The organism is Rhizohabitans arisaemae (assembly GCF_025996515.1).
GTDB classification, from domain to species: domain Bacteria; phylum Actinomycetota; class Actinomycetes; order Streptosporangiales; family Streptosporangiaceae; genus Rhizohabitans; species Rhizohabitans arisaemae.
The window spans coordinates 920,817-941,387 of the sequence record NZ_BLRH01000034.1 but is presented as its reverse complement, the minus strand read 5'-3'; the positions used below and the strand labels follow the sequence as shown (position 1 = coordinate 941,387).

Genomic DNA, 20,571 nt, shown 5'->3' with positions numbered 1-20,571 from the left:
GGACGGGCGGAGTCGGAGACGACCATCGTCGGGTACGGGCGGAGCCGGGCCGCCCGCCGAGGCGGCGACCCGGTTCGAGGGCTTCAGCTTGTGGCCGGGAGCATCCGGCCGGAGCCGAAGCGGCAGGCGAACCATCCGGCCTCGCCCGCTCTCGGCCTGCCCGGTTCCGGCCTGAGCCGGTGACCTCGCATGTCGGTGGACAAACGTGATCGGAACATGCTCGGTCCCCGGAGCCACCGCGTGACCGGCCTTGTGCAGATCGGCGAATAGGAAATCTTCGACGCGATTGAAGGGACCTTACACCGCGTTCCTGATCACACATCGTAGCGCCATGTGATCACTCCGTTCCTCCCTAGGCTGGCCCCATGCCAACGCTGAGCATCGACCAACGTGTCGATCGGATCGAGACCGATATCGTCGATATCAAGAAGGACGTCGGAGAAATCAAGGCCTCGCAGGCCGCCATGCGCGTGGAGCAGGTCGCCATGCGTGAGGAGATGAATCTCTTCCGGGCAAGTCAGGTCCGCATGGAGGTGAGGATGAATCGGATGGGCGAGGACGTCAATGATCTGAAGGCCGGGCAGGTCGAGATCAGGGATCTGCTGGCCACCCTCGTCGCCCGTCAGGAGGGCGTGAAGTCCAACCGGAAGAAGAGCTCGATGCCGGCCGACGAGTTCTAGAAGTCACCCCCCCGTGGCGGTGTGGAAAGCACCGCCACGCGTCCCCGGTCGGGCGTTCGGGAACCATGGGAGAGCGCGTTGACGGCGTGGGGGACGCTCAAAACCGTGTGGTGCCCTCGTCGCTATGCGGGGCACCGCGCGCCGATGGCGACCCGGACTCGTTCCGTACGGCCTCCGGCGGTGACGTCGAGGGGGTAGCAGCCGGGCCCGCGGACCTCGTACCCGCCGGCGAACACGATCCATTCGGCGGCCGGGTCGGGCGATGCGCATCCGTCGACGACGATGAGGCCGCCCGGTTCGGAGGAAGGAGCCGGAGGGTTGCCCCATTTGATCCGCAGCCGGCTCTTCTGCTCGGGCGGCACCCTGAGCTCCACGCGTGCGCCGATCCGGACGGGGAGCCCGGACTTGTGAAAGCTCCAGGGGTCCGGCGGGTTCGCCTGAGGCCGTCGGAACTCGATCTCGCGCTGGAAGGCGACCGAGTCCAGGATCGGAGGAAACCCCGGCGGCAGCTCCTTCTCCGACGCGATCAGGTTGTCGCAGCGGACGGTACGGGATGTGTCGCCTTTCGGGACTGGCGACGGGTCCGGCGGGGCGGGAGCGGGCGGCTTCGCCGTCACGCCGGCGGACGGCGGCGTCGGCGCGCCGGAGTCCGCGATCTGGGTCGTCGGCGCGGCCGAGCATCCGGACAGCGTCAGGACCAGGGCGGATCCGGCGAACGACAATCGACGTAGCATTCTTCCCCTTAGATCGGAGTCCGGCCGTCGTCAACAGTCGGTTACGGCTTTCGCAGAGTCCGACTCCATCGCCGATGAAGTTGTTCACGTAGAGCTTTGTTCGGGCTCGTTCCCGGCCGTGGGCCGGTGTCCGCACGTCGCGTGGCCGGGCATCGGCCGTACCGCCGTCGGTACGCGCGGCACTCCATCCACGATGCGACGGCACGGTGGTCGCATGTCGTGCGTCAGCCGTACCGCTCAGTTAGCGTTCAGGGAAGATTCAGGGTAAGTGGCCGTAATTCGGCACTTAGGCTGTCAGTAAAGTCTGTAAGCTCCGCCCCATGCGTAACAAACCCCCCACCCGTCTTACGGCCGCTTTGGTCGCCGGACTCATGTTTCTGCCCGCCACGGCCGTGGCCGAGACCGGCCCTCGCGGGCTGGAGCTCACGTTCCTCGGCCGATACAGCACCGGGAGCTTCGACGCGGGTGCCGCGGAGATCACCGCGTACGACCCGTCCACCCGCAGGGTCTTCGTCGTCAACGCGCAGGCCGGAACCGTCGACGTGCTCGACGTCAACGACCCGAGACGGCCGCACAAGGTCGCCACACTCCTGACCCCCGGGGCGAACAGCGTCGCGGTACGGCGCGGACTCGTCGCCGTCGCCCAGCAGGCACCGGTCAAGACCGATCCGGGGACCGTCGCCTTTTTCGCGGCCGGGACCGGGCGCAAGCTGAAGGAGGTCGTCGTCGGCGCGCTGCCGGACATGGTGACCTTCACCCCGGACGGGAACCGCGTCGTCGTCGCCAACGAAGGCGAGCCCTCGTCCTACTGCGCCGGGCAGGTGGCCGACCCCGAAGGCTCGGTGAGCGTGGTCGACGTCCGCCGTTGGACGGTCCGGACCGCGGGCTTCGGCGGATTCGACGCCGACGAACTCCGCGCCGACGGGGTGCGGATCACCGGCCCGAACGCCACGGCGGCCCAGGACCTGGAACCCGAGTACATCACCGTGGACGGCGATGTCGCCTATGTGACGCTCCAGGAGAACAACGCGCTCGCGATCGTCGATCTGGACCGGGTGCGGGTCAGCGACGTCGTCCCGCTGGGGTTGAAGGACTGGACGGAGAGCGGCTTCGACGCCTCCGACAAGGACGGGAAGATCGACATTCGGTCGCGGCCGGTGAAGGGCATGTATCAGCCGGACTCGATCGGGCATCTGCGGGCCGGCGGACGGACCTACCTGGTCACCGCGAACGAGGGCGACGGCCGGGACTGGGGCTGCCACGCCGACGAGGTCAGGGTCAAGTCGCTCAATCTGGCCATGCCCGACGCGGCCGTCCTCAAGCAGGACGCCGAATTGGGCCGGTTGAACGTCGCCGCCGACTCACCGAGGGACGCGACCGGCGCCTACACCGAGCTGCACGCGTTCGGTGGCCGTTCGATCTCGGTCCGGTCCGCCTCCGGGGAGCTGGTCTGGGATTCCGGGGACGAGCTGGAGCGGCTGATCGCCCGGGTGGCGCCCGCGGACTTCAACGCCGACAACACCGCCAACGGCTCGTTCGACACCCGCAGCGACAACAAGGGGCCGGAGCCGGAGGGCCTCACCGTCGGGGAGGTGCGCGGGCGGACCTACGCGTTCGCCGGACTGGAGCGGATCGGCGGGATCGTCGCCTACGACATGAGCGACCCGCGTGACCCCCGGTTCGCCGGATACGTCACCACCCGTGACTTCACCGGCTCCGTTCCCGCCGGGACGGCCGGGGACTCCGGGCCGGAAGGCGTGCTGTTCATCCCGGCGGCGGACAGTCCCACCCGGCGCCCGCTGCTGGTGGTGGGGAACGAGGTGAGCGGAACCACCGCCCTGTACGAGATCCGCTGACCAGGGGGCACCACGGCGCTTCCCCGCGCCGTGGTGCCGGCCCGGTCGCCCCGGGCCGGGTCCGGGGAGGCCGCGGTCCTCGAACCGCCCGCACGCGAAACGCCGCCCGGACGGGCGGCGTTTCCCTCGGACGTCAGTCGTCGACGCGGTTTTTGAGGATGGTGCCGCTCGTGGCGTCGATGTCGACGTCGTGGGTGCGGTTGTCGGTGCCGACGATGTCGAATTCCCAGGTCAGGCGGCCGTCTTCGTGGTCGAGTTCGGCGGAGACGACGCGGCCGGGGACGGTGGCGAGTGCGGTCTTCTCGGCCTGGTCGCGGGAGATCGCCGGGGTCGTGCGCGATTCGTCGTCGCCGTGGTCGTCGTCGACGCGGTTTTTGAGGATGGTGCCGCTCGTGGCGTCGATGTCGACGTCGTGGGTGCGGTTGTCGGTGCCGACGATGTCGAATTCCCAGGTCAGGCGGCCGTCTTCGTGGTCGAGTTCGGCGGAGACGACGCGGCCGGGGACAGTGGCGAGTGCGGTCTTCTCGGCCTGGTCGCGGGAGATCGCCGGGGCCGGCCCGGTGGACGGTCCCGTAGACGGCCCGGTGGACGGACCCGCGGAGACGGGCGTCTGGGTCTGAGACGTCGCCAGAGCCATCCCACCGCCGATGATGAGCGTGGCGGCCGTGGCCAGGCCGACGATGATCACGGACTTGCGCATGCTGGACCTCACGTGCGATCGGTGTCGTGTGTACGTCCCCAGGGTGCGGGAGCCGGGGATAGCGGGGCGCTGCGCGAGTCCTAACGGCACCCTAAACGCGGAAGGCCCCGGGGTTCGGCGTCCTCGCTCCCCTCAACCGCGATCGGATTCGATCGTGCCGCGTAGCCGCTCGGTGTGGCGGGTCTGGACGCCGAGCGCGCGGGTGAGGAACGCTTCGACGACCTCGAGCTCGGCGAGGCCGAATCGCTCCAGCTCGGCCTGGGCGTCGGCCACGATCGGGCCCCAGATCTCCTCGACGGCCTGCTCGGCCTCGTCGGTGAGGTGGACCAGGACTCGGCGCCGGTCCGCCGTGTCCCGGGCCCGGCGGGCCAGACCGGCTTGTTCGAGGCGGTCGATGGCGGTGGTGGTCGCCCCTTTGGTGAGTCCGGCGGCGGTCGCGAGTTCACCGGCGGTCTGCGGCCCCTTGGCGCACAGCCGGCTGATGCAGCGCAGGTCGGTGCGGTTGACGCCCAGCCGGCGGGCCGCCAGCTCGTCGAGGAGATCGGTGGCGTCCTGCAGTTCCTGAACGGCCCTGGAGACGGCGCGGGCTTGAATTTGATTTGACAATCTAACCTTTAGATAATCGAATGAAGTTACCGGGCACAGCTTAGCCTACGAGGAGGTTCCCATGCCGGAAGACCACGTTCGTCTGCGACCGGCGACGGCCGAGGACGTTCCCGCCATTCTGGCGCTGATGGACTCCGTCCTCGATTGGCTTGTCGCCCGAGGTCGTCCGGACCAGTGGGGGACGGTGCCCTTCTCGCGGGTGCCCGGTTTCCCGGGCCGGCTCGCCGAATGGGCGGGGCAGGGCGCCTTCACCGTGGCGGAGCGGGACGGCTGGTGCGTCGGCCTGATCGCCCTGGCGCCCGGGGCGCCGCCGCGGATCCCGGCCGGGACGGTTCCCGACGGGGCGCTGTTCGTCCAGACCGTGCTGACCGACCGTGGTCCGGGCAACCGGGGCGTCGGGTCGGCGCTGATGGCCGAAGCCGAGCGGCAGGCGCGCGCCCGCGGTGTGTCCGCGGTCGCCCTGGATCACTGGGCCGGCAGTCCCGAGCTGGACCGCTTCTACGACCGGCACGGTTACGCGAAGGTCGCCGAGTACACCGAGGAGCGCGACGATCGGGTGGTGCGAAACACCGTGCGCGTCCGCCGCCTCGGTCCCGAGACGGGGTGATCCGAGGGTCACACCCGGTCGGCTGCGGCGACCAGCAGGTCCAGGCACCGCCGCCAGCCCTCGGCGGCGCCCTCCGCGGTGGCGGGGTCGGTGAGGACGTGGGTGAACACCAACCGGCATCCCCCCTCGTCGAGATCGAACAACTCGATCCTCATGTGGTCGTCGAAGTCGCGTGCCCCGCCGGCGGGATCGTGCTCGTCGAAGGCGAACAGCCGCGGCGGGTCGAAGTCGGTGATCGTGGCCTTGTAGAGGGTGCCCTCGCCGTCGTCGAAGACGATCAGGCCGCCGCGTCGCGGGTCCATCTCGGTGACGGTCAGCGGGTACCACCGGTTGAGATGGACGGGGTCGGTCACGGCGCGCCAGACCTTGTCGCGGCTGTGGGCCAGACGTCGTTCGAACCGTAGGGCGGGGCGGCCGTTGACGGTGGTCGTGGTCATGGAAGCTGCTCCTGTGGGTCGGGCCCGGTGTCGGGCATGGTGTCCAGATGCTGTTCGAGCGCGTCCAGTCCCGTGGACCACAGGCGCCGGTACGGCTCCAGCCAGGCGTCCAGCTGGGCCAGCGGCTCGGCGCGCAGCTCGTAACGGCGACGCCCGGCCTCCGGACGGGCCTGGACCAGACCCGCCTCGCGCAGCGTCCGCAGGTGTTTGGAGACGGTCGGCTGGCTCATGCCGAGTTCCGCGACGAGTTCGCCGACGAGCCGGGGCCGCTCCCGCAGCAGATCGAGGATCCGCCGCCGGGAGTGGTCGCTCAGGACGTCGAACACGGTGGACACCCTTTGAACATACCGACTGGCTTATATAACTACAAGGGCATCTTTCGTGGTGGGAGATAGCCGGCGCCCGCGGGGCCATATCGAACGCCGCCTGCCCCGCATCGGGCCCGTGTGTGTGCCTTGACAGCCTTCCGGCAGATCAACTCTAATATCTGACGTGTTGTCGGCTGCCGTTGGCATGCGGGTGGCACCGATGACAAGGGGGATGAAGTCGTGAGTTCTCACCACACAGGTCGCGCCTGATCCCTCGCGCCCGCACGTCGCCGTGTTTCCCGACGATGCCAGGCACCCCGCGCCGCAGGTGTACCCGATTTCGACGGCCCACGACAGTTGAGGTCCGTCGGCCCGTACGTCGTTTGGCCGGTCGGCTTCCGCCGCCGGATCAGTCGTTGTTCCCTTACCGCAGTCATGCGGACTCACACATGCCTGGAGCAGAACAAAGTATGACCACCGACTTCAATCAGCAGATCATCGAAGAGTTTCGTGCCAACGAAGGCCGGGTCTCGGGCCGGTTCGAAGGAGCCCGCCTCCTTCTGCTGACCACCGTGGGCGCCAAGAGCGGCGTCAGCCGTACCACTCCGGTCGGGTATCTGCCGGACGGGGATCGGATGCTGATCATCGGTTCGGCCGGCGGCTCCCCCGCGCATCCGGCCTGGTACCACAACATCCGCGCGAACCCGCAGGTGAAGGTGGAGTACGGTGTCTTCACCTACCCGGCGAACGCGGTCGTCCTGGAGGGTGAGGAGCGGGACCGCCTCTTCGCCCGAGCCGCCGAGGCGGACCCGGGGTGGGCCGAGTACCAGGCCGGGATCGATCGCGTCATCCCCGTGGTGGCGCTGTACCCGATAGCCGACGGCCCGCCGCCCGGGCCGTTCGGGGACAGTCTCAAGAAGATCCACGAGGCGTTCCGCCGGGAGCTCGCCCTTATCCGCAAGGAGCTCGCCGAATCGGGGAAGAGCCTCGGTGCTCAGCTCCGGGTCAACTGCCTCACCTTCTGCCAGGGCCTGGAGTTCCACCACCGCAGCGAAGACGGCGGGGTGTTCCCGGCTCTGGCGGGGCGGGATCCGGCGCTCGACGAGGTGCTGGCCAAGCTCGGCCGGGAACACGAGGTGGTGGCGGAACTGCTGGAGCGCCTGCGCACCGTGCTCGCCGGTCCGGATGTCGGGACCGAGGCCGTCCTGGCGGAGGTGGACCTGCTCATCGAGCAGCTGGAGGCGCACCTCGATTACGAGGAGCGGGAGCTGGTCGCGATCCTCAACCAGGTGAGCCCCTGACCGGCGCGCACGGCCGGGACGGGGGCGCCGGGGCGCGGAGGCCGTGACCGGAATCGAACCGGCGCGGCCGTGCGGGCGGCTTCCCGAGCGGATACCCCGGGTCCGGTTCTCCGCGGCGCCGGAGGGGGCGCCGCGGAGCCTGGCCGGCCGGTCGTCGGGCTCGCCCGTCTCCGGAAACCCCGGTCGGCCGCGCCCGCGGAAGTCCGCCAGGGCGGAACCCGCCGCCGACGATCGCCGGACGGCGATTCCGGTGCTCCCGTCTCCGGCGCGGCCCAGGTCGCCGCATGAGGCCGGTCAGAGTATCGGGGGACCGAACTCCACCGTGACCCGGGCACCCGACGGGGTACCGGTGGCCAGGTGCAGAAAACCACCGGAGCGCTCCGCGGCCCGCCGGACGATGTCCAAACCCAGCCCGGTGGACGCCCCGCCGCTGACCCCGCGCTCGGCGTGATCGTGCCCGCTGAACCCCGGGCCCTCGTCGGCGACGGTCAGCACCGCTCCGCCGCCGGGGCGCGGCCGGAGCCGGACCGACAGTCCGGTCCCCTCCGGGGTGTGCGCGAAGACGTTCTCCAGGAGGGCGTCCACACAGGTCGTCAGGGCTTCCTCGGTCAGCCCCACCGGCAGCGGGGGCGCGGCCAGCCGCCGTTCGACGGCGCGTTCCTGGTCACGGGCGAGCATCGACCAGTAGTCGAGACGGTCGGAGACCACCTGAACGGCCTCGCATTCGCCGGGCGCGTCCCGGCGGGAGCGCCGCGCCTCCTTGATCACCTGGGTGACCATCCGCTCCATGGACTCCACCGCCGCGCACACCCGGCTCGACTGCTCCCCGGCGGGCAGCGCCTCGGCCTCCAACCGCAGCGCCGTGAGCGGCGTGCGCAGCTGGTGCGAGAGGTCGGCGACCGCCTCCCGCTCCTGTTTGAGCAGCACCTGGATGCGTCCGGCCAGATGGTTGACGGCCCCGGTGACCTCGCGGACCTCCGCCGGGCCTTCCGCCGCGGCCCGCGCGGAGAGATCACCGGCCGCGAGCCGGTGGGAGACCCGGGCCAGATCCCCGATGGGCCGGACCACGGAGCGGGCGAGCCGGTCGGCCACCAGGAGGCCGATGACGAGCAGGCCGAGGCCGAGCAGGCCGAGGATGATCCACGCGTTCGCCACCCCTTGGGTGAGGTCCGCGTCGGAGACGAACGTGCGGATGACCGCGGTCCCCTCGGATCCGCCCTGGACCGCGACGACGATCTCCCTGCCCCCGGGCGCCTCCGCGGTGAGGCTCCGGCCGGTGAGACCGAGCCGTACCGCGTCCGATTCGGCGGCCGGAACGCCGAGGACGCCGTCGCCGCCGAGGAAGACGGTGAGCGGGAACCCGCTTCCGCTGTTCGCCTGCTGGACGGCGAGGCCCAGCTCGGACCGGGTGCTCACCGACACCACCGGCACCAGGGACTGGGCGCGGACCAGGGCGTCCGCGGTGGCCCGATCCGCGGCCAGGGTACGGGCGAGGAACGCCAGCGGCACCAGGAACGCCACCAGGGCGAGGGAGACCGTCGAGGCGACCAGGACGAGCAGGCGTCGCCTCATCCGGCGGGATCCACGATCTTGACCCCGACGCCGCGTATCGCGCGCAGATACCGGGGTTCCTGGGCCGACTCGCCGAGCTTGTTGCGCAACCAGGAAAGGTGCACGTCCACGGTCTTGTCCGCGCCGCCGTACGGCACCTGCCACACCTGGGTGAGCAGCTCGCGCTTGCTGATGATCTGCCCGGGCCGGGCCGCCAGGTACAGGAGCAGGTCGAACTCCTTGGGTCGCAGTCCGATCGGGCGGCCGTCCATGGTCGCCTCCCGGCTTCTGGGGTCGATGCGCAGCCCGCCCACGACGAGGGTCTGATCGCCGTCGTCCTCGCTGTGCAACCGGCGCAGCACGGCCCGGATCCGGGCGTCCAGCTGCACGGCGCCGAACGGCTTCACCAGATAGTCGTCGGCGCCGGCGTCCAGGACCCGGGCGATCTCCCCCTCGTCGTCCCTGGCGGTGGCGACGATCAGCGGTACCCGGCTCACCGCCCGGAGCATGCGAATAATCTCGAATCCATCCATATCGGGCAGGCCGAGGTCGAGGATCACCAGGTCGGGGCGGTCGTCGACGGCCATCCGCAGGCCCGACATCCCCGTGGCCGCGGAGGTGAGGGCGTGACCGCGTTCGGTGAGGGCGCGTATCAGCGCGGATCGGACCGCGGGGTCGTCCTCGATGAGTAGGAGTTGGGCCACGGGGATTACGTTAGCCACAAAACCGGTGTGCTCCAGCAGGTGAGACCGTCGTTTAGCCCGCGTTTAGGAAGGCGTTATCGCTCGGCCTGACATCCTGGCGGGGTGAACCGCCGCTCTCTTCTCGCCGTGCTCGCCTGGGTGGCCGTCGCGGTCCTGGTCACTGTGATCAGCACCTGGGCGATCTCCCTGCTGGGGGCGGGCCTGTCCCAGCACGTGGTCTCACCCATGAGCCCCGAGCAGGTCAAGGCGGCTCTGGCGGGGGCGACACCCGGCGGCGCCACACCCCCTCGGGCCACCCCGGCCCCGCCGTCGTCCGGGAGGCCGGACACCGCCGCGAGCGTGAAGGCGTTCACCACACCGGGGGGTTCGGTCGTCGCGGCCTGCCGGGGCGGGGAGGCGACGCTGCGGTCGTGGAGTCCGGCTCAGGGCTTCGGAATCGACGACGTGAAGCAGGGGCCCGACGCCAAGGCGTCGATCGAGTTCGAATCGGAGGACGTCCAGGTGACTCTGGAGATCACCTGTTCGAAGGGCGTCGCGGTCGGGACGACCAAAGTCGAACGCGACTAGGGGGAGGCTCACCGCCGGGGTTCCGCGCGGAGTTCGGCGAGCAGTTCACCCTGGCCGGCGAGGAGCTGGGTGAGGATCCGCCGGGCCGTGGCGAGCAGATCGGCCACGTCGGGGGTGGAGAGCGTGTAGACCACGGTTCCGCCTTCGCGGACGGCGGTCACGATCTGTGCGCGGCGCAGGACCGCCAGCTGCTGGGAGAGGCTGGACGCCTCGATCTCGATCTCGCCGAGGAGGTCGCGGACCGGCCGGGGCCCGTCTTGGAGCAGCTCCAGCACACGGATGCGGACGGGGTGCCCGAGCGTACGGAAGAACTCCGCTTTGGCGTGGTAGAGCGGGACCGGCATGATCAGGCGCCGCCGTCGGGCGTACCGTGTACCTCGATGCCGTGCTGTTCGGCGATTCGGAGCAGATTCTCCAGCCGCCCGAGCAGGTTGTCCGCCGTGTAGTCGTCGCCGATCCGGCGGGCACTCCGGATGCGGGCGCCCGTCTCGTCGATGCCGGCCTGGAGCTCGGCCGCGAACTCACTCATATCTCTGCTCACCCCACGTGGTGCTTCGATTGCGTTCTTGGCAGGTGGTTGCATGTCAAGATATGGTGAATTGAAAAATTCTTCAAATCCTCTCGTACTTGGGTAAGATGGAGAACCGCTCGGTGGGGCCGAGTCCGCGATCGGCATGCCCGATCGGCGCGAGCCGGCTGCACCGGGAAGACATGTCGGCGATGAGAGATATCGCGACAGTTGTGGTACCAGCAGGGAGTGGCCGGACTCGGCCAACGTGAGGGAGTGGAGCCCGTGGGACGAGGGCGAGCGAAGGCAAAGCAGGCGAAGGTGGCTCGCGAACTCAAATACAGCAGCCCCACCATCGATCTCGATCGGCTGCGTGAGGATCTCGGAGTGGTGAACGACTCCTCCCGCGACGACGAGGCGCACACCCACGCGGACGGAGTGGGCAAGTAGTCCGTCATCGCGTCAAGCCCGCCTTCGGCGACTCCCCGCGGAGCGGTCCGGAACCTGCCGACCGCGGTGCGACCCCCTCACAGGCGCCGGACTTCCAGGCACCGGGAGCATGAGGAGGACCGGGTGAGCACATCGCTCGCCCGCTGAGACCGGGGCCTTCCCGGCCCCGGCGGACAACCCGGTCGCGGAGAAGTCGCCGAAGGCGGAGAGTACGGCCTGGGGGCCGTGACCCGGCGTCATCCCCAGAGACGTTCGGCCGCCTGCCAGAGCGGGAAGACGAAGGCGAGCCAGAGCCACCGGGAGCGGACCCGCAGGTCCAGCAGCCATCGATACACCACCAGCGCCGCCAGCCCCACCACCAGCGAGATCGTCAGCGTCGGAAGACTCCGCCCGAGCGACGCCCAGCCGGGGGAGCGGGACGCCGCGCCGGACCAGACCGCGAGGAACATCGACCAGTAGAGGAGATAGCCCGCGGCGGCCAGGGCGACCAGCACCCGGGCGACGCGGCGCAGCCGATCCACCTCGGTTCCTCCACAACCTGTCGGGGGACGTTCGGCTCGACGATATCGCGCGACGCATGCGGCGGGCGCCTCACCGCTTCCCACCGGACGGCGTCCGGTACGGCGCGCGGCGGCGAAGGCGTTCGCGATCAGGGTCCGCCGATCGGGCGGGCGGAGCCCGTACGGCGTGCGCCCGGCTCAGGGCACGACGCGGACGTCGAAGAAGATCCCGCTGAGATGCGGGAAGAACTGGTTGCCGTGCACGTCGACCATCTTCCAGTACACCTTGCACATCCCCGGCTGCCCGGGAGCCTGGACGGGGACGCTGACCAGCACCGCTTCACCGGGGTCGGTGTCGGGAATCGGGACGCTGCGCGGTGTCCGGCACAGATCCTCCCCCTCCCAGGGGTACTGGCGGTAAAGGTGCCGGTCACGCCAGGGCACCGTGCCGATGTTGGAGAGCTTCCACGCCTTGGTGAACCTTTCGCCGACCTTGACGGGACTGCCGTCGGGATAGGTGACGTCGGCGTCCAACCGGGACCGGTCGCCGGGGACGGGGAGGACGGGCTCGGGCGGCCGCGGCGCGGACGGGTTCCCCTCACGGGACAGCAGCGGGGTGGCGGCGCCCAGACCGAGCAGGCAGACCGCCGCGACGGCGGCCGTCCGCCACCGTGGTCCTCGCCGGAGCCGGCGGAGCGGCCCGGCGGGGACCGTATTCCCACCGGTCGTCCCGGATGGGGGGACGGGAGCGGGTTCCTGGGTCTCGTCGGCGGTCCCGGCGGCCAGGATCTCCTGATGGAGGGCGCGGAGTTCGGGGCCGGGGTCGGTGCCGAGTTCGTCCCGGAGCGTGGTGCGCAGCCGCTCGTAGACGGTGAGGGCCTCGGCCGGTCTGCCCGCCGCGCGCAGCAGCCGCATCAGCCGGTGGTGGAGGGGTTCGCGCAGCGGATGGCGGGTCGCGAGCGCGGTCAGGTCCGCGATCAGTGTGGCCGGTCGCGGCTGCCCGGAGAGGACCAGGTCCGCGTAGCGTTCGATCGCCGCCAGGTGGACCTCCTGCGCATGCGTCGCCTGGGTCTGCACGCACGGAGTGGCGGAAACGTCGGAGAACGGTTCGCCGCGCCGCAGCGCGAGCCCGCCGGCGAGCAGTGAGGCGGCCTGCTCGTCGGTCGCCGCCGCCTCCGCGGCGCACATCGCCTCCTGGAGACGGCCCAGGTCCGTGTCGGCGTGGGTGAGGTCCAGCTCGTAGCCGCCGGATCGGGTGCGTAGCGCCTGTTCCCCCTGCTCACCGGCGACGGAGCGCAGGAGCGCGCGGAGCCGTGAGGCGCGGACCTGGACCGCGTTGGCCGGATCGGCGGGGAGACGGTCGGGCCAGAGCACGTCGGCGAGGTGCTCGGAGGAGATCGGTTCACCGGGGTGGGCGAGGAGTTCCCCGAGGAACGCGCGGTCCTTGGCCGCTTTGGGGGCGGTGGATCGCCCGTTGTGCGTGATCGTGAGAGCGCCGAGCACGAGGAAGTCCACCTGCGGAGTATTTCACAGAGTAGTAAATAAACTTTCCTATTCAGGTGAAACCCCGTCCCGGTTTCACGATCGCCCGCCGCCTGCCTGCGGCTGCACTCTTCCTGTGCTCCCCGAGCCGCGCCGTACAGGGATCGTGCACCCCTCGAGTGCAGGCTGCATCCAAGCACGGCGGCGTGTCGCCGCCTTCGACAGGAAGGGCACAGGCCATGGGTGTGAGAGTGGGGATGTTCGGCAAGGTTCTCATGGTGGGCGCGTTGACGGCGGCGGCGCTCACCGCCGGACCGGCCGGTGCGGCGAACGCCGCGCCGTACACCCCGCAAGCGATCTGCGGGCCGGGGTTCGCCGTCGTCGACGACGGTGTCCGGGCGGTCCGATCGGTCTTCAACGGCGAGGTCTTCGGATACGTCTACCTCCTCTACAACCGCGCCTCCGGGTACAACTGCGTCACCACGATCAAGTCGAAGTACGTGGGGGTGCCCAGTAAGGTCACCGCCAACTTGCTCATTCAGAACGGCGCCGGCGAACTGGACTCCAAGGAGTACAAGTACTACGCGAACGTCGCCGCCTACGCCCGCGGCAGGTGCGTCGCCTTCTGGGGCGGCATCCACAGCCCGGGCTCCACCGTCTGGGGTGAGGGCAGCCGAGGGTACGGCAACTGCGGCACCTGACCCCGCCTCCGCCGGAACGGCGTGCGCGGCGGCCAGTCAGGGGGCGAGCAGTTCCACCGCTCGGGCCGCCGCGTGCAGGTGGAGGGGGTCGGGGGTGCGGGCGTACAGGCGCAGGCAGGCCTCGGTCATCTTGATCGCGTGTTCTTCACCGGTGGCGACGGCCCGTGCGGTGAGCTCTTCGGCCGCCGGGGGTGCTCCGGTGGGCAGGGCTTCCACCCGGGCCTCGCCCGCGAAGGCGCCGTAGAGTCCGGCGCCGAGCTGCCAGAGCGCGTCGTAGGTGGGTCGCCAGAGCGACTGCGGCAGGTACGGCAGCGCGGAGGCGGTGGCCACGGGGGCGGTCACCGCGTGCAGGAAGCGGACGGGCGCGTCCCTGCCGTGGGTGAGGAAGATCCGGGTGAAGGCGTCGGCGAGTTCCGCCAGGGCCTCGGGGACGTCGCCGGGCGGGCGGAGCGCCCGCACCGCTCCGGGGAATCCGGGCAGGCCGTCGAGGTCGCCGAGCTGAGTCGAGATCAAGCCGGGGGCGGGCGGGACGGTGAGGATCGGGAGTGCGGCCAGCGCCTCGGGGAGGGCGAGCTGCCCGGAGCTGCGCGGCTCGCCGGGAAGCGGCTGGTAGGCCGCGGCCCAGTAGGCGAGGGCGTGGGCGAGTTCGGTACGGCGCTGCGGGGTCTCGGTCTCGGCGATCGCCCGTACCGCGTGGGAGGTGCGGATCACCCCGTGGGTCGCCCCGGCGGCCAGGCCCGGGGTGAGGCGGGGCCACCAGCGGGCCAGGACGTCCCGCCACGGCTCCTCGGCCAGGAGGCGGGTGAAGAGCTCGGTCCAGTCCCCGACCCGGCGGAGCTCGCCGAGCGCCTGGCGCCAATCCGTCTCGGTGATCCGCCGGTCGGTCCCGGGCAGTTCGTCGAGCTGTTTGAGGTAGCCGTCCACCCACCGGGGGATCGCGCCTCCGTGGCCGAGCCGGACCAGGGCCTCGACCGCCATGGGTCCGTGGTTGGACAGGCCGCCGGCGAACTCGGGCCCGGTCCGGTGCAGGCGTTCCAACGCCTCGTCGAGGAGATCCATATCGCCTTCTCTCTATATAGGAATCTCACTATATAGAGAGAAGGCTCTATATTGTCCATATGGCCACGGAGATCGATGTGCTCAAGGCGCTGGCACACCCGGTACGCCTCGGCATCCTGCGCAGGCTCGCCGTCGAACCCGACATCTGCGCCTGCGACTTCACCGAGGTGTTCGACGTCAGCCAGCCGACCGTCTCCGCGCACCTCAAAGTGCTCCGCGAGGCCGGGCTGGTGACGACCCGGCGCGACGGGACGACCATCTGCTACTCCCTCGCCCCGCACGGGCTCGACGGCGTCGCCGGGATCCTGGGCGATCTCGCCGCGGCACCGCTCCCGGCCGGAACCTCGCGGCGTGCCGCCCGTACCGCATCGGTGTGAACGGGGCCGGTGTCGCCCGGAGTCCGGTGCGCGGCCGCCGTGAACGGTTCGGCCGGCGGAAATCCCGATGACTTTGCGAGGTCACGCGGGTAGTTTCGGGGTCCATGGTCCTTTCTCGAACACGCCCTCCCGGTACGGCCGACGAGCGCACCCAGCTCATCGGCTGGCTCGACATGCAGCGAGCCGTCGTGCGCTGGAAGTGCGACGGCCTGTCGGACGCCGACGCGCACCGCCGGGTACTGCCGTCCTCGCCGCTCATGACCGTGGCGGGCCTCGTCTCCCACCTCCGCTGGGTGGAGAGGACCTGGTTCGAGGTGATGTTCCTCGGCGGGCCCGCCGACGGACCTCAGTTCGACACGGTGGAAGACGCCGACATGATGGTCGACGGAGTCCCGATCGCCAGGCTGCTCGATGACTACGACCGGCAGTGCGCCGTCTCGAACGAGATCGTCGCGGCCCACTCCCTGGACGAGACGGGCCGCCACCCGGACTTCGAGTCCGCCGCCGGCAGCCTGCGGTGGATCCTGCTTCACATGATCGAGGAGACCGCCAGGCACGCCGGTCACCTGGACGTGGTCCGGGAGCTCCTCGACGGCACCAAGGGGTACTACTGACCGCCACCGTCAGCGGCGGGACCGTTGGGCGGAGGTGTCCGGTGGCCGTCTCGCTGACTCCGCCGGTCTTCCGCCTGGTGAAATCGGATTTCTCACGATGTGTCACGGACGTTGGATCGCCGAAGCGGGGAGCGGCCGCACCCACCCTCGGACCGGGCCGCGGCAGCCCACCCTGACGGCGATCCGGCTCCTGTACGGCGGATCGCGGTCAGGCGCGCTTGAGGCCGTACCTCACCTGGCGGCCGTCGAGCCAGGCTCGGCGGTGTCTCGTCAGGCCGGGTCGTGGACGAGGTCGGAGGGGTCGGTGTTCGCGCCGGAGAGGACGATCGCGACCCGCTCACCCGGTTCGGGGACGTAAACCCGGTCCAGGAGCGCGGCGTAGGCGGTGGCCGCACCGTGTTCGACCACGATCCTGCGGCGGTCCCACAGGGCCCGGCGGGCGCGGACGATCGCCTCGTCCGTGACGAGGAGCGAACGGGCCCCGACCCGCCCCGCCCAGTGCAGCGCGTCCTCGGAGACCCGGCGGGCCCCGAGCGAGTCCGCGGCGACCGAGTCGACGGGGACGTCCACCGTCCGGCCCGCCGCCAGCGCGGCGTGCAACGCCCGGCAGTTCTCCGGCTCCACCGCGACGACCCGCACCCGGTGCTTCTCGGCCGCGATCGCCGTCCCTGTGAGCAGGCCACCCCCGCCGACCGCGACGACCACCGTGTCCAGGTTTCCGCCGATCTCGCCCAGGATCTCGGGGAGGAGGGTCCCGGCCCCGGCGGCGATCAGCGGGTGGTCGTAGGCGTGGGATCGGATCGCGCCGGTCGACTCGGAGTACAGCCGGGCGGCCTCGGCCGCGTGGGCGTACTCGGTGCCGACCTGGCGGACCCGCCCACCGTAGAAGCGGAGCCGCTCGACCTTCACCGCGGGTGCCGTCTCGGGCAGGAAGACGGTCGCCGGGACGCCGTGCCGCCTGGCCGCCCAGGCGCAGGCGAGCCCGGCGTTGCCGCCGGAGGCGATGACGATCCCCGCCTCGGGGACGCCGGATTCGGTGTGCACGGCGGTGAAGTTGGCCGCGCCGCGGGCCTTGTACGAGCCCGAGTGCTGCATGTACTCACAGGCGAGCCAGACCTGCGCCTTGCCGAAGACCCCGGGGTCGACCTCGACGACCGTGACGGGGCGGATGTGCCCGGCGATCCGGGTCGCGGCGGTCGTCACGTCGGCGTAGGTCAAAGATGACACGGTGGCAGTCTCCCAAAGGTCCTTAGGTGTCCTTCCTCGTGATCCTATCGGCCGGTCTTATACCCGGGTGGGTATAGGTCCCGGTTTTCGGGACGGGACCCCTTCAGCCGCGCCGCGGCCGTACGCGTGCCACGAGCGGACTCCGTACGGCGGATGCCGCGGGCCGGTGACGGGTTCCCGGCTCAGGGGGACCGGCTAGTCGTCGCGCAGCAGGTCGTCGATGAAGTCCTGGACGCGCATGCGGGTGTCGGCGACGGGGAGCTCGATGTGCCGCCGGCCGGTGGGGCGCAGCTCCAGGGTGACCAGGCGCGGCGGCAGGGACAGCCCGGGGTCCGGGTCCTGCAGACCGGGTATCTCGACGTCCAGCTTCGCGACCAGCCCGGTCTCCCCCAGGGAGAGAGCGGCCGGGACCCGGAGACGGGAGAGCCCGGCGTGGTTCTCCTCCAGGCCGAGCCGGATCGTGTCCCGCAGCTCGGCGGGGGAGTAGCGCACGGCGCGGTCGAGGTCGATCTCCACGGCGAAGGAGTCCGGCCCGGTCGGGCGCGCGTCGACCACGCCGGTCAGCCAGTGGACCGCGGCCACCGGGGTCACCCCGACGCCGTGCACCTCGAGCTCCACCCATTCCGGGTCGTCCCCGCCGACCCGCTGGTAGAGGGATTCCCCGGCGAAGAACCCCCGCACGGTCACGATGTCGCCGTCCGCGTCGGGCAGGACGTCCAGGACGAGTTCGGTGGCGACCAGGGGGACGGAGAGGTCGCAGTAGCCGGTGCCGGCTCCCCCGATGGAGACCCCTTCGCGGGTGCCGACAAACCACTCGAAATCAAATGTCGCCTGATCGAGCGTTTCCCTGAGCGCGTGCTGGACGCGGGAGATCGGACCGTCGTTCACCTTCGCGGCCTCCGTGTGCGGCATTCCGACGATGAATTAGCCTACCCCTTCATCGCCGGAATGCCGCGGTGAAATCAATTCTCGGGAACCGGGTTACCACGCACCCTTACATGAGCCATGACAAACCCGGACTTTTGATCCGCAGACGGCGACCATGCAGGCCAGGACGGCCCACATAAAGATCAGACCGCGGCATCGGGACGCGGGTCCCGCGCAACTCACCCCGACGCAGAAGACCAGACAGGAGATGTATTCACCCGCTCCGGCCGGCGCGAGCTCCCCGGGTCTCGCCTTCGCGACCGTGATGTCCCCGGGTTTGAGAACCCCGCTTTTCCACGCGTCGGGGTTGGCGGCAACGAACTCGACGAGTGTCTTATTGGTGATTTCAGGACCGAATTCATGAGATATCACGGCGGCTTGATTGAGTGGGTCGCTTACCAGCGGGAAGAAGAGCACCACGATCGTGGAGCCGGTCCCCGTGGTGAAAGCCACCGCTTCGGCGGGCTCCGCCCCGTACCCCAGTCCGGCGACCCGGGTCAGCGCGCTCCGCACCTCCGGCGACCCCTGCGCCGCCTCCACCGCGGCCGAGAGCGCCTCGCCCATCAGGATCGGACCCCCGTCGCCGTCCCCGGTCACCGCGGCCGCAGTGCCCGAGCCGAACGTGAGCCCGAGCAGGGCCAGGGCCCCGGCACCCGTGGCGCGCAGCGCCGAACGGCGGGACGTCCCCTCGCCCTCGGCCGCGGGCATCCGGGCGATCCGGCGGACGATCCTGGCCGCGCGGCGCGGGCCGACCCCGGCGGCGAGCCGTATCGACATCGCCAATCCCGTCCAGACCCGGACGCGGGATCCGTCGTCCGTCACCAGAGCCGGGCGGGTCCGTGAACTCGGGCGGTGTTCGCCGAGGAGCGCCGCCATCTCCGGATCGTGCAGGCTCCGCGCCTGGAGCCAGTGCCCGGCGTCCTCCTCCACCCCCCGGGCGACGGATGTGCAGAGCCGGCAGCCGCCGTCAAACAACAGGTACCTCTTCAAGCCCATTCCCTTTCCGATTGCGAAGCGTGTGGCTCCGATGGCCGGGACACGGCGCCCCGCCGGTCCCCTGCTGTGCGGGCCCAAAGAACCAGGAGAGGTGTCGCCCCAGGTCACCGGGGGGAATGGGCAGTGACGACCATATCCCGATCTTGTCGGCCCGCCGAGCCCGTTCGGCGCGTGTCGGCGCCCGGCCGCCCCGGGGTCCGGTGGGACCGTGTCCCGACCGGCCGCGGAAATCGGGCTGGGAGACGGTCTCCGTCACCCCTCCGATCTGTCAGAAGGGCGACCGCAGAGGCGGATCGCGGGAGTTCACGCAAACCGGCGATGGTCTGCCGGCTTCAGAGGTACCGGGTTCCGGGTGTTCTTGTCACCGGTGGGTGAGCGTGAACGCCGTTTTCCCTTTCACGGCGGAGGCCCATTTCGCGGGTCATGCAGTAATCCACCAGGATTTCGGTAATCGTCATGAGAGCTGGGTGCGTCATGTCGTCTATTTCCCTGGATCGGACCCGTCAGGAGATTCGGGTTTGGTGGGGGAAAGGTGCGATAATACCTCCGATCTGATGCCATGATTTGCGTGTCGATTATCGTGATCATCTGGTTGTTTCGGTGATTTGGTGCATTGTGCATCTCCTTGCTTGGCGCGGAAACTGTATTTACTGTCGTGGGTGTCGGTCCCATCGTCCGATCCGGATGCGGGTGAAGGGCTGGAGTTTCCTGCCGTGCAGGACGCATTCGGTGACGGCCGTTAGCGAAAGGCCCGTTTATGCGATCCGGTGTTGTGCGGTGCTCCCGATCGGCGGTGGCCGCTCTGCTCGTGGTGGCGTCTTCCCTGGCGTTCGGTGGAGGTGCCGCCGCCGATCCCCCGGTGTTCAGCCCGGTCGAACTCGACGACGTCACGCCGGTGGGCGGCGGGCCGCGGCCGGCGATCGCGTTTCACTACAACGCCAGCACCCGGTCCCGGATGCGGATGGAGTATCAGAGCCAGGGTTCGTGTAAGACGCGCGAGGCCGCCGAGGACATTCGCGCGATCCCGCTCCTTCCCGAGCTTTGGGCCGATCCGGTGAACCGGACGAGGTCCTTCGTCACCTTCGGGGGACGCGAGTACACGCTCGACCACATCCACTTCCACGCAGGCGCCGAGCACAGGTTCAAATCGGAGGCGGGGTCCGCGGCGATGGAGGCGCACTTCGTCCACATCAGGCCCGGCGACCCGAACCCGGTGGTGGTGGCGGTCTTCCTGACCCCCAGCCGAACCCTGCGCTTGGCCGACGACCCCTACGGCCGGCTTGTCTCCTACCCCGCGGTTCTGGAGCCGGAAACCGGTGGAGACGAGTGCCGGAAACTCGACGGCGGCGATGTTCGCGAGGGAGTCGACCTGTGGCGGCTGCTGCCTCCCGATCTGGAGACCGCCGTCACCTACCGTTACACCGGCTCGCTCACCACCCCCTCCGGTTCACCGCCTTCCTACCATCGGCCGGTGCACTGGGTGGTGTTCGAGAGGCCGCTCCCCATCGGGGCGGAGCACTCCGCCGTCCTCCGGCACATCTGGTCGGCGTTCCCCAACGGAAACGCCAGGCCGCTCGTGCAGGGCCAGAAGTTCACCACTTATCGGACGCCATGAGCCGCGCGGGCTGATCCCGCAACCGCCGATCCCGCCACCCCAGCCCCGTCGGGGTGGCGGGATC

25 protein-coding genes are annotated in these 20,571 nt (G+C 70.2%); 10 read left to right on the top strand and 15 right to left on the bottom strand.

The window, feature by feature from the left end; translation table 11 throughout:
* Positions 1–365 precede the first annotated feature (365 nt).
* Entirely contained in the window at positions 366–680 is a 315-nt protein-coding gene (locus tag RUR_RS19905; protein ID WP_283136599.1) for a hypothetical protein, read from the top strand.
* 122 nt (positions 681–802) lie between these two features.
* Here the strand turns inward: RUR_RS19905 and RUR_RS19900 are convergent, their stop codons facing one another.
* Positions 803–1,414: a hypothetical protein gene (locus RUR_RS19900; protein ID WP_283136598.1), complete on the bottom strand. Its 612-nt coding sequence runs from the start codon at positions 1,412–1,414 to the stop codon at positions 803–805.
* 320 nt (positions 1,415–1,734) lie between these two features.
* On the opposite strand from RUR_RS19900, the gene RUR_RS19895 reads away from it, so the two are divergent.
* Positions 1,735–3,270, top strand: a complete 1,536-nt coding sequence (locus RUR_RS19895) for a choice-of-anchor I family protein (protein WP_283136597.1) — start codon at positions 1,735–1,737, stop codon at positions 3,268–3,270.
* A gap of 133 nt (positions 3,271–3,403) precedes the next feature.
* Here the strand turns inward: RUR_RS19895 and RUR_RS19890 are convergent, their stop codons facing one another.
* Complete coding sequence (locus RUR_RS19890; RefSeq protein ID WP_283136596.1) at positions 3,404–3,970, bottom strand: PepSY domain-containing protein; 567 nt, start codon at positions 3,968–3,970, stop codon at positions 3,404–3,406.
* A gap of 132 nt (positions 3,971–4,102) precedes the next feature.
* Positions 4,103–4,576 carry a MarR family winged helix-turn-helix transcriptional regulator gene (locus RUR_RS19885; RefSeq protein ID WP_283136595.1) on the bottom strand — a complete coding sequence of 158 codons (474 nt, stop codon included), beginning with the start codon at positions 4,574–4,576 and terminating at the stop codon, positions 4,103–4,105.
* Positions 4,577–4,637: 61 nt separating this feature from the next.
* On the opposite strand from RUR_RS19885, the gene RUR_RS19880 reads away from it, so the two are divergent.
* A complete protein-coding gene (locus tag RUR_RS19880) occupies positions 4,638–5,183 on the top strand; it encodes a GNAT family N-acetyltransferase (RefSeq protein ID WP_283136594.1) in 546 nt (181 codons plus the stop codon).
* 8 nt (positions 5,184–5,191) lie between these two features.
* Here the strand turns inward: RUR_RS19880 and RUR_RS19875 are convergent, their stop codons facing one another.
* Together RUR_RS19875 and RUR_RS19870 are read right to left on the bottom strand one after the other, a co-directional pair.
* Entirely contained in the window at positions 5,192–5,620 is a 429-nt protein-coding gene (locus RUR_RS19875; RefSeq protein WP_283136593.1) for an SRPBCC domain-containing protein, read from the bottom strand.
* Positions 5,617–5,955 (bottom strand): ArsR/SmtB family transcription factor, encoded by a 339-nt coding sequence (locus RUR_RS19870; RefSeq protein WP_283136592.1) that lies wholly within the window; start codon positions 5,953–5,955, stop codon positions 5,617–5,619. Before RUR_RS19870 ends, RUR_RS19875 begins: the two co-directional genes overlap by 4 nt.
* A gap of 443 nt (positions 5,956–6,398) precedes the next feature.
* On the opposite strand from RUR_RS19870, the gene RUR_RS19865 reads away from it, so the two are divergent.
* A complete protein-coding gene (locus RUR_RS19865) occupies positions 6,399–7,229 on the top strand; it encodes a nitroreductase/quinone reductase family protein (RefSeq protein WP_283136591.1) in 831 nt (276 codons plus the stop codon).
* A gap of 294 nt (positions 7,230–7,523) precedes the next feature.
* Here the strand turns inward: RUR_RS19865 and RUR_RS19860 are convergent, their stop codons facing one another.
* Positions 7,524–8,801: a sensor histidine kinase gene (locus RUR_RS19860; protein ID WP_283136590.1), complete on the bottom strand. Its 1,278-nt coding sequence runs from the start codon at positions 8,799–8,801 to the stop codon at positions 7,524–7,526.
* A complete protein-coding gene (locus RUR_RS19855) occupies positions 8,798–9,484 on the bottom strand; it encodes a response regulator transcription factor (protein WP_283136589.1) in 687 nt (228 codons plus the stop codon). The genes RUR_RS19860 and RUR_RS19855 overlap by 4 nt, the downstream gene beginning before the upstream one ends.
* 102 nt (positions 9,485–9,586) lie before the next feature.
* Here RUR_RS19855 and RUR_RS19850 point away from each other — a divergent pair, with 102 nt between their 5' ends.
* Complete coding sequence (locus RUR_RS19850) at positions 9,587–10,051, top strand: hypothetical protein (protein ID WP_283136588.1); 465 nt, start codon at positions 9,587–9,589, stop codon at positions 10,049–10,051.
* An 8-nt stretch (positions 10,052–10,059) separates the two neighbouring features.
* Here the strand turns inward: RUR_RS19850 and RUR_RS19845 are convergent, their stop codons facing one another.
* Both RUR_RS19845 and RUR_RS19840 read right to left on the bottom strand, forming a co-directional pair.
* Positions 10,060–10,395, bottom strand: coding sequence for an ArsR/SmtB family transcription factor (locus RUR_RS19845; protein WP_283136587.1), 336 nt, complete (start codon positions 10,393–10,395; stop codon positions 10,060–10,062).
* A gap of 2 nt (positions 10,396–10,397) precedes the next feature.
* Positions 10,398–10,580, bottom strand: coding sequence for a hypothetical protein (locus RUR_RS19840; RefSeq protein WP_283136586.1), 183 nt, complete (start codon positions 10,578–10,580; stop codon positions 10,398–10,400).
* Positions 10,581–10,808: 228 nt separating this feature from the next.
* Between RUR_RS19840 and RUR_RS19835 the strand changes: the two genes are divergently transcribed.
* A complete protein-coding gene (locus RUR_RS19835; RefSeq protein ID WP_428847008.1) occupies positions 10,809–11,009 on the top strand; it encodes a DUF3073 domain-containing protein in 201 nt (66 codons plus the stop codon).
* Between the two features lie 236 nt (positions 11,010–11,245).
* Here RUR_RS19835 and RUR_RS19830 read toward each other — a convergent pair whose 3' ends face one another.
* A complete protein-coding gene (locus tag RUR_RS19830; RefSeq protein WP_283136584.1) occupies positions 11,246–11,530 on the bottom strand; it encodes a hypothetical protein in 285 nt (94 codons plus the stop codon).
* Positions 11,531–11,707: 177 nt separating this feature from the next.
* Entirely contained in the window at positions 11,708–13,024 is a 1,317-nt protein-coding gene (locus RUR_RS19825; RefSeq protein WP_283136583.1) for a BTAD domain-containing putative transcriptional regulator, read from the bottom strand.
* Positions 13,025–13,230: 206 nt separating this feature from the next.
* Here RUR_RS19825 and RUR_RS19820 point away from each other — a divergent pair, with 206 nt between their 5' ends.
* Entirely contained in the window at positions 13,231–13,692 is a 462-nt protein-coding gene (locus RUR_RS19820) for a hypothetical protein (protein ID WP_283136582.1), read from the top strand.
* A 36-nt stretch (positions 13,693–13,728) separates the two neighbouring features.
* On the opposite strand, the gene RUR_RS19815 is transcribed toward RUR_RS19820, so the two are convergent.
* Complete coding sequence (locus RUR_RS19815) at positions 13,729–14,751, bottom strand: questin oxidase family protein (protein ID WP_283136581.1); 1,023 nt, start codon at positions 14,749–14,751, stop codon at positions 13,729–13,731.
* A 59-nt stretch (positions 14,752–14,810) separates the two neighbouring features.
* Between RUR_RS19815 and RUR_RS19810 the strand changes: the two genes are divergently transcribed.
* Together RUR_RS19810 and RUR_RS19805 are read left to right on the top strand one after the other, a co-directional pair.
* Positions 14,811–15,128 carry an ArsR/SmtB family transcription factor gene (locus RUR_RS19810; protein ID WP_283136580.1) on the top strand — a complete coding sequence of 106 codons (318 nt, stop codon included), beginning with the start codon at positions 14,811–14,813 and terminating at the stop codon, positions 15,126–15,128.
* 104 nt (positions 15,129–15,232) lie between these two features.
* Positions 15,233–15,742: a DinB family protein gene (locus tag RUR_RS19805; protein ID WP_283136579.1), complete on the top strand. Its 510-nt coding sequence runs from the start codon at positions 15,233–15,235 to the stop codon at positions 15,740–15,742.
* Between the two features lie 270 nt (positions 15,743–16,012).
* Here the strand turns inward: RUR_RS19805 and RUR_RS19800 are convergent, their stop codons facing one another.
* From RUR_RS19800 to RUR_RS19790, 3 genes are all read right to left on the bottom strand, one after another.
* Complete coding sequence (locus tag RUR_RS19800; protein WP_283136578.1) at positions 16,013–16,969, bottom strand: threonine/serine dehydratase; 957 nt, start codon at positions 16,967–16,969, stop codon at positions 16,013–16,015.
* Between the two features lie 195 nt (positions 16,970–17,164).
* Positions 17,165–17,857 (bottom strand): hypothetical protein, encoded by a 693-nt coding sequence (locus tag RUR_RS19795; protein WP_283136577.1) that lies wholly within the window; start codon positions 17,855–17,857, stop codon positions 17,165–17,167.
* A 93-nt stretch (positions 17,858–17,950) separates the two neighbouring features.
* Positions 17,951–18,886 carry a hypothetical protein gene (locus RUR_RS19790; RefSeq protein ID WP_283136576.1) on the bottom strand — a complete coding sequence of 312 codons (936 nt, stop codon included), beginning with the start codon at positions 18,884–18,886 and terminating at the stop codon, positions 17,951–17,953.
* A gap of 799 nt (positions 18,887–19,685) precedes the next feature.
* On the opposite strand from RUR_RS19790, the gene RUR_RS19785 reads away from it, so the two are divergent.
* The gene (locus RUR_RS19785; RefSeq protein WP_283136575.1) at positions 19,686–20,507 is read left to right on the top strand and encodes a carbonic anhydrase family protein; all 822 of its coding nucleotides are present in this window, start codon (positions 19,686–19,688) and stop codon (positions 20,505–20,507) included.
* Positions 20,508–20,571: the final 64 nt, after the last annotated feature.

What these genes read in the sequence shown, in the direction of transcription:
- RUR_RS19820 (WP_283136582.1), top strand. Translation starts at nt 13,231, where the DNA reads ATGGGTGTGAGAGTGGGGATGTTCGGCAAGGTTCTCATGGTGGGCGCG.
- RUR_RS19880 (WP_283136594.1), top strand. Translation starts at nt 4,638, where the DNA reads ATGCCGGAAGACCACGTTCGTCTGCGACCGGCGACGGCCGAGGACGTT.
- RUR_RS19900 (WP_283136598.1), bottom strand. Translation starts at nt 1,414, where the DNA reads ATGCTACGTCGATTGTCGTTCGCCGGATCCGCCCTGGTCCTGACGCTG.
- RUR_RS19905 (WP_283136599.1), top strand. Translation starts at nt 366, where the DNA reads ATGCCAACGCTGAGCATCGACCAACGTGTCGATCGGATCGAGACCGAT.
- RUR_RS19865 (WP_283136591.1), top strand. Translation starts at nt 6,399, where the DNA reads ATGACCACCGACTTCAATCAGCAGATCATCGAAGAGTTTCGTGCCAAC.
- RUR_RS19875 (WP_283136593.1), bottom strand. Translation starts at nt 5,620, where the DNA reads ATGACCACGACCACCGTCAACGGCCGCCCCGCCCTACGGTTCGAACGA.
- RUR_RS19805 (WP_283136579.1), top strand. Translation starts at nt 15,233, where the DNA reads ATGGTCCTTTCTCGAACACGCCCTCCCGGTACGGCCGACGAGCGCACC.
- RUR_RS19815 (WP_283136581.1), bottom strand. Translation starts at nt 14,751, where the DNA reads ATGGATCTCCTCGACGAGGCGTTGGAACGCCTGCACCGGACCGGGCCC.
- RUR_RS19895 (WP_283136597.1), top strand. Translation starts at nt 1,735, where the DNA reads ATGCGTAACAAACCCCCCACCCGTCTTACGGCCGCTTTGGTCGCCGGA.
- RUR_RS19845 (WP_283136587.1), bottom strand. Translation starts at nt 10,395, where the DNA reads ATGCCGGTCCCGCTCTACCACGCCAAAGCGGAGTTCTTCCGTACGCTC.
- RUR_RS19860 (WP_283136590.1), bottom strand. Translation starts at nt 8,801, where the DNA reads ATGAGGCGACGCCTGCTCGTCCTGGTCGCCTCGACGGTCTCCCTCGCC.
- RUR_RS19890 (WP_283136596.1), bottom strand. Translation starts at nt 3,970, where the DNA reads ATGCGCAAGTCCGTGATCATCGTCGGCCTGGCCACGGCCGCCACGCTC.
- RUR_RS19810 (WP_283136580.1), top strand. Translation starts at nt 14,811, where the DNA reads ATGGCCACGGAGATCGATGTGCTCAAGGCGCTGGCACACCCGGTACGC.
- RUR_RS19840 (WP_283136586.1), bottom strand. Translation starts at nt 10,580, where the DNA reads ATGAGTGAGTTCGCGGCCGAGCTCCAGGCCGGCATCGACGAGACGGGC.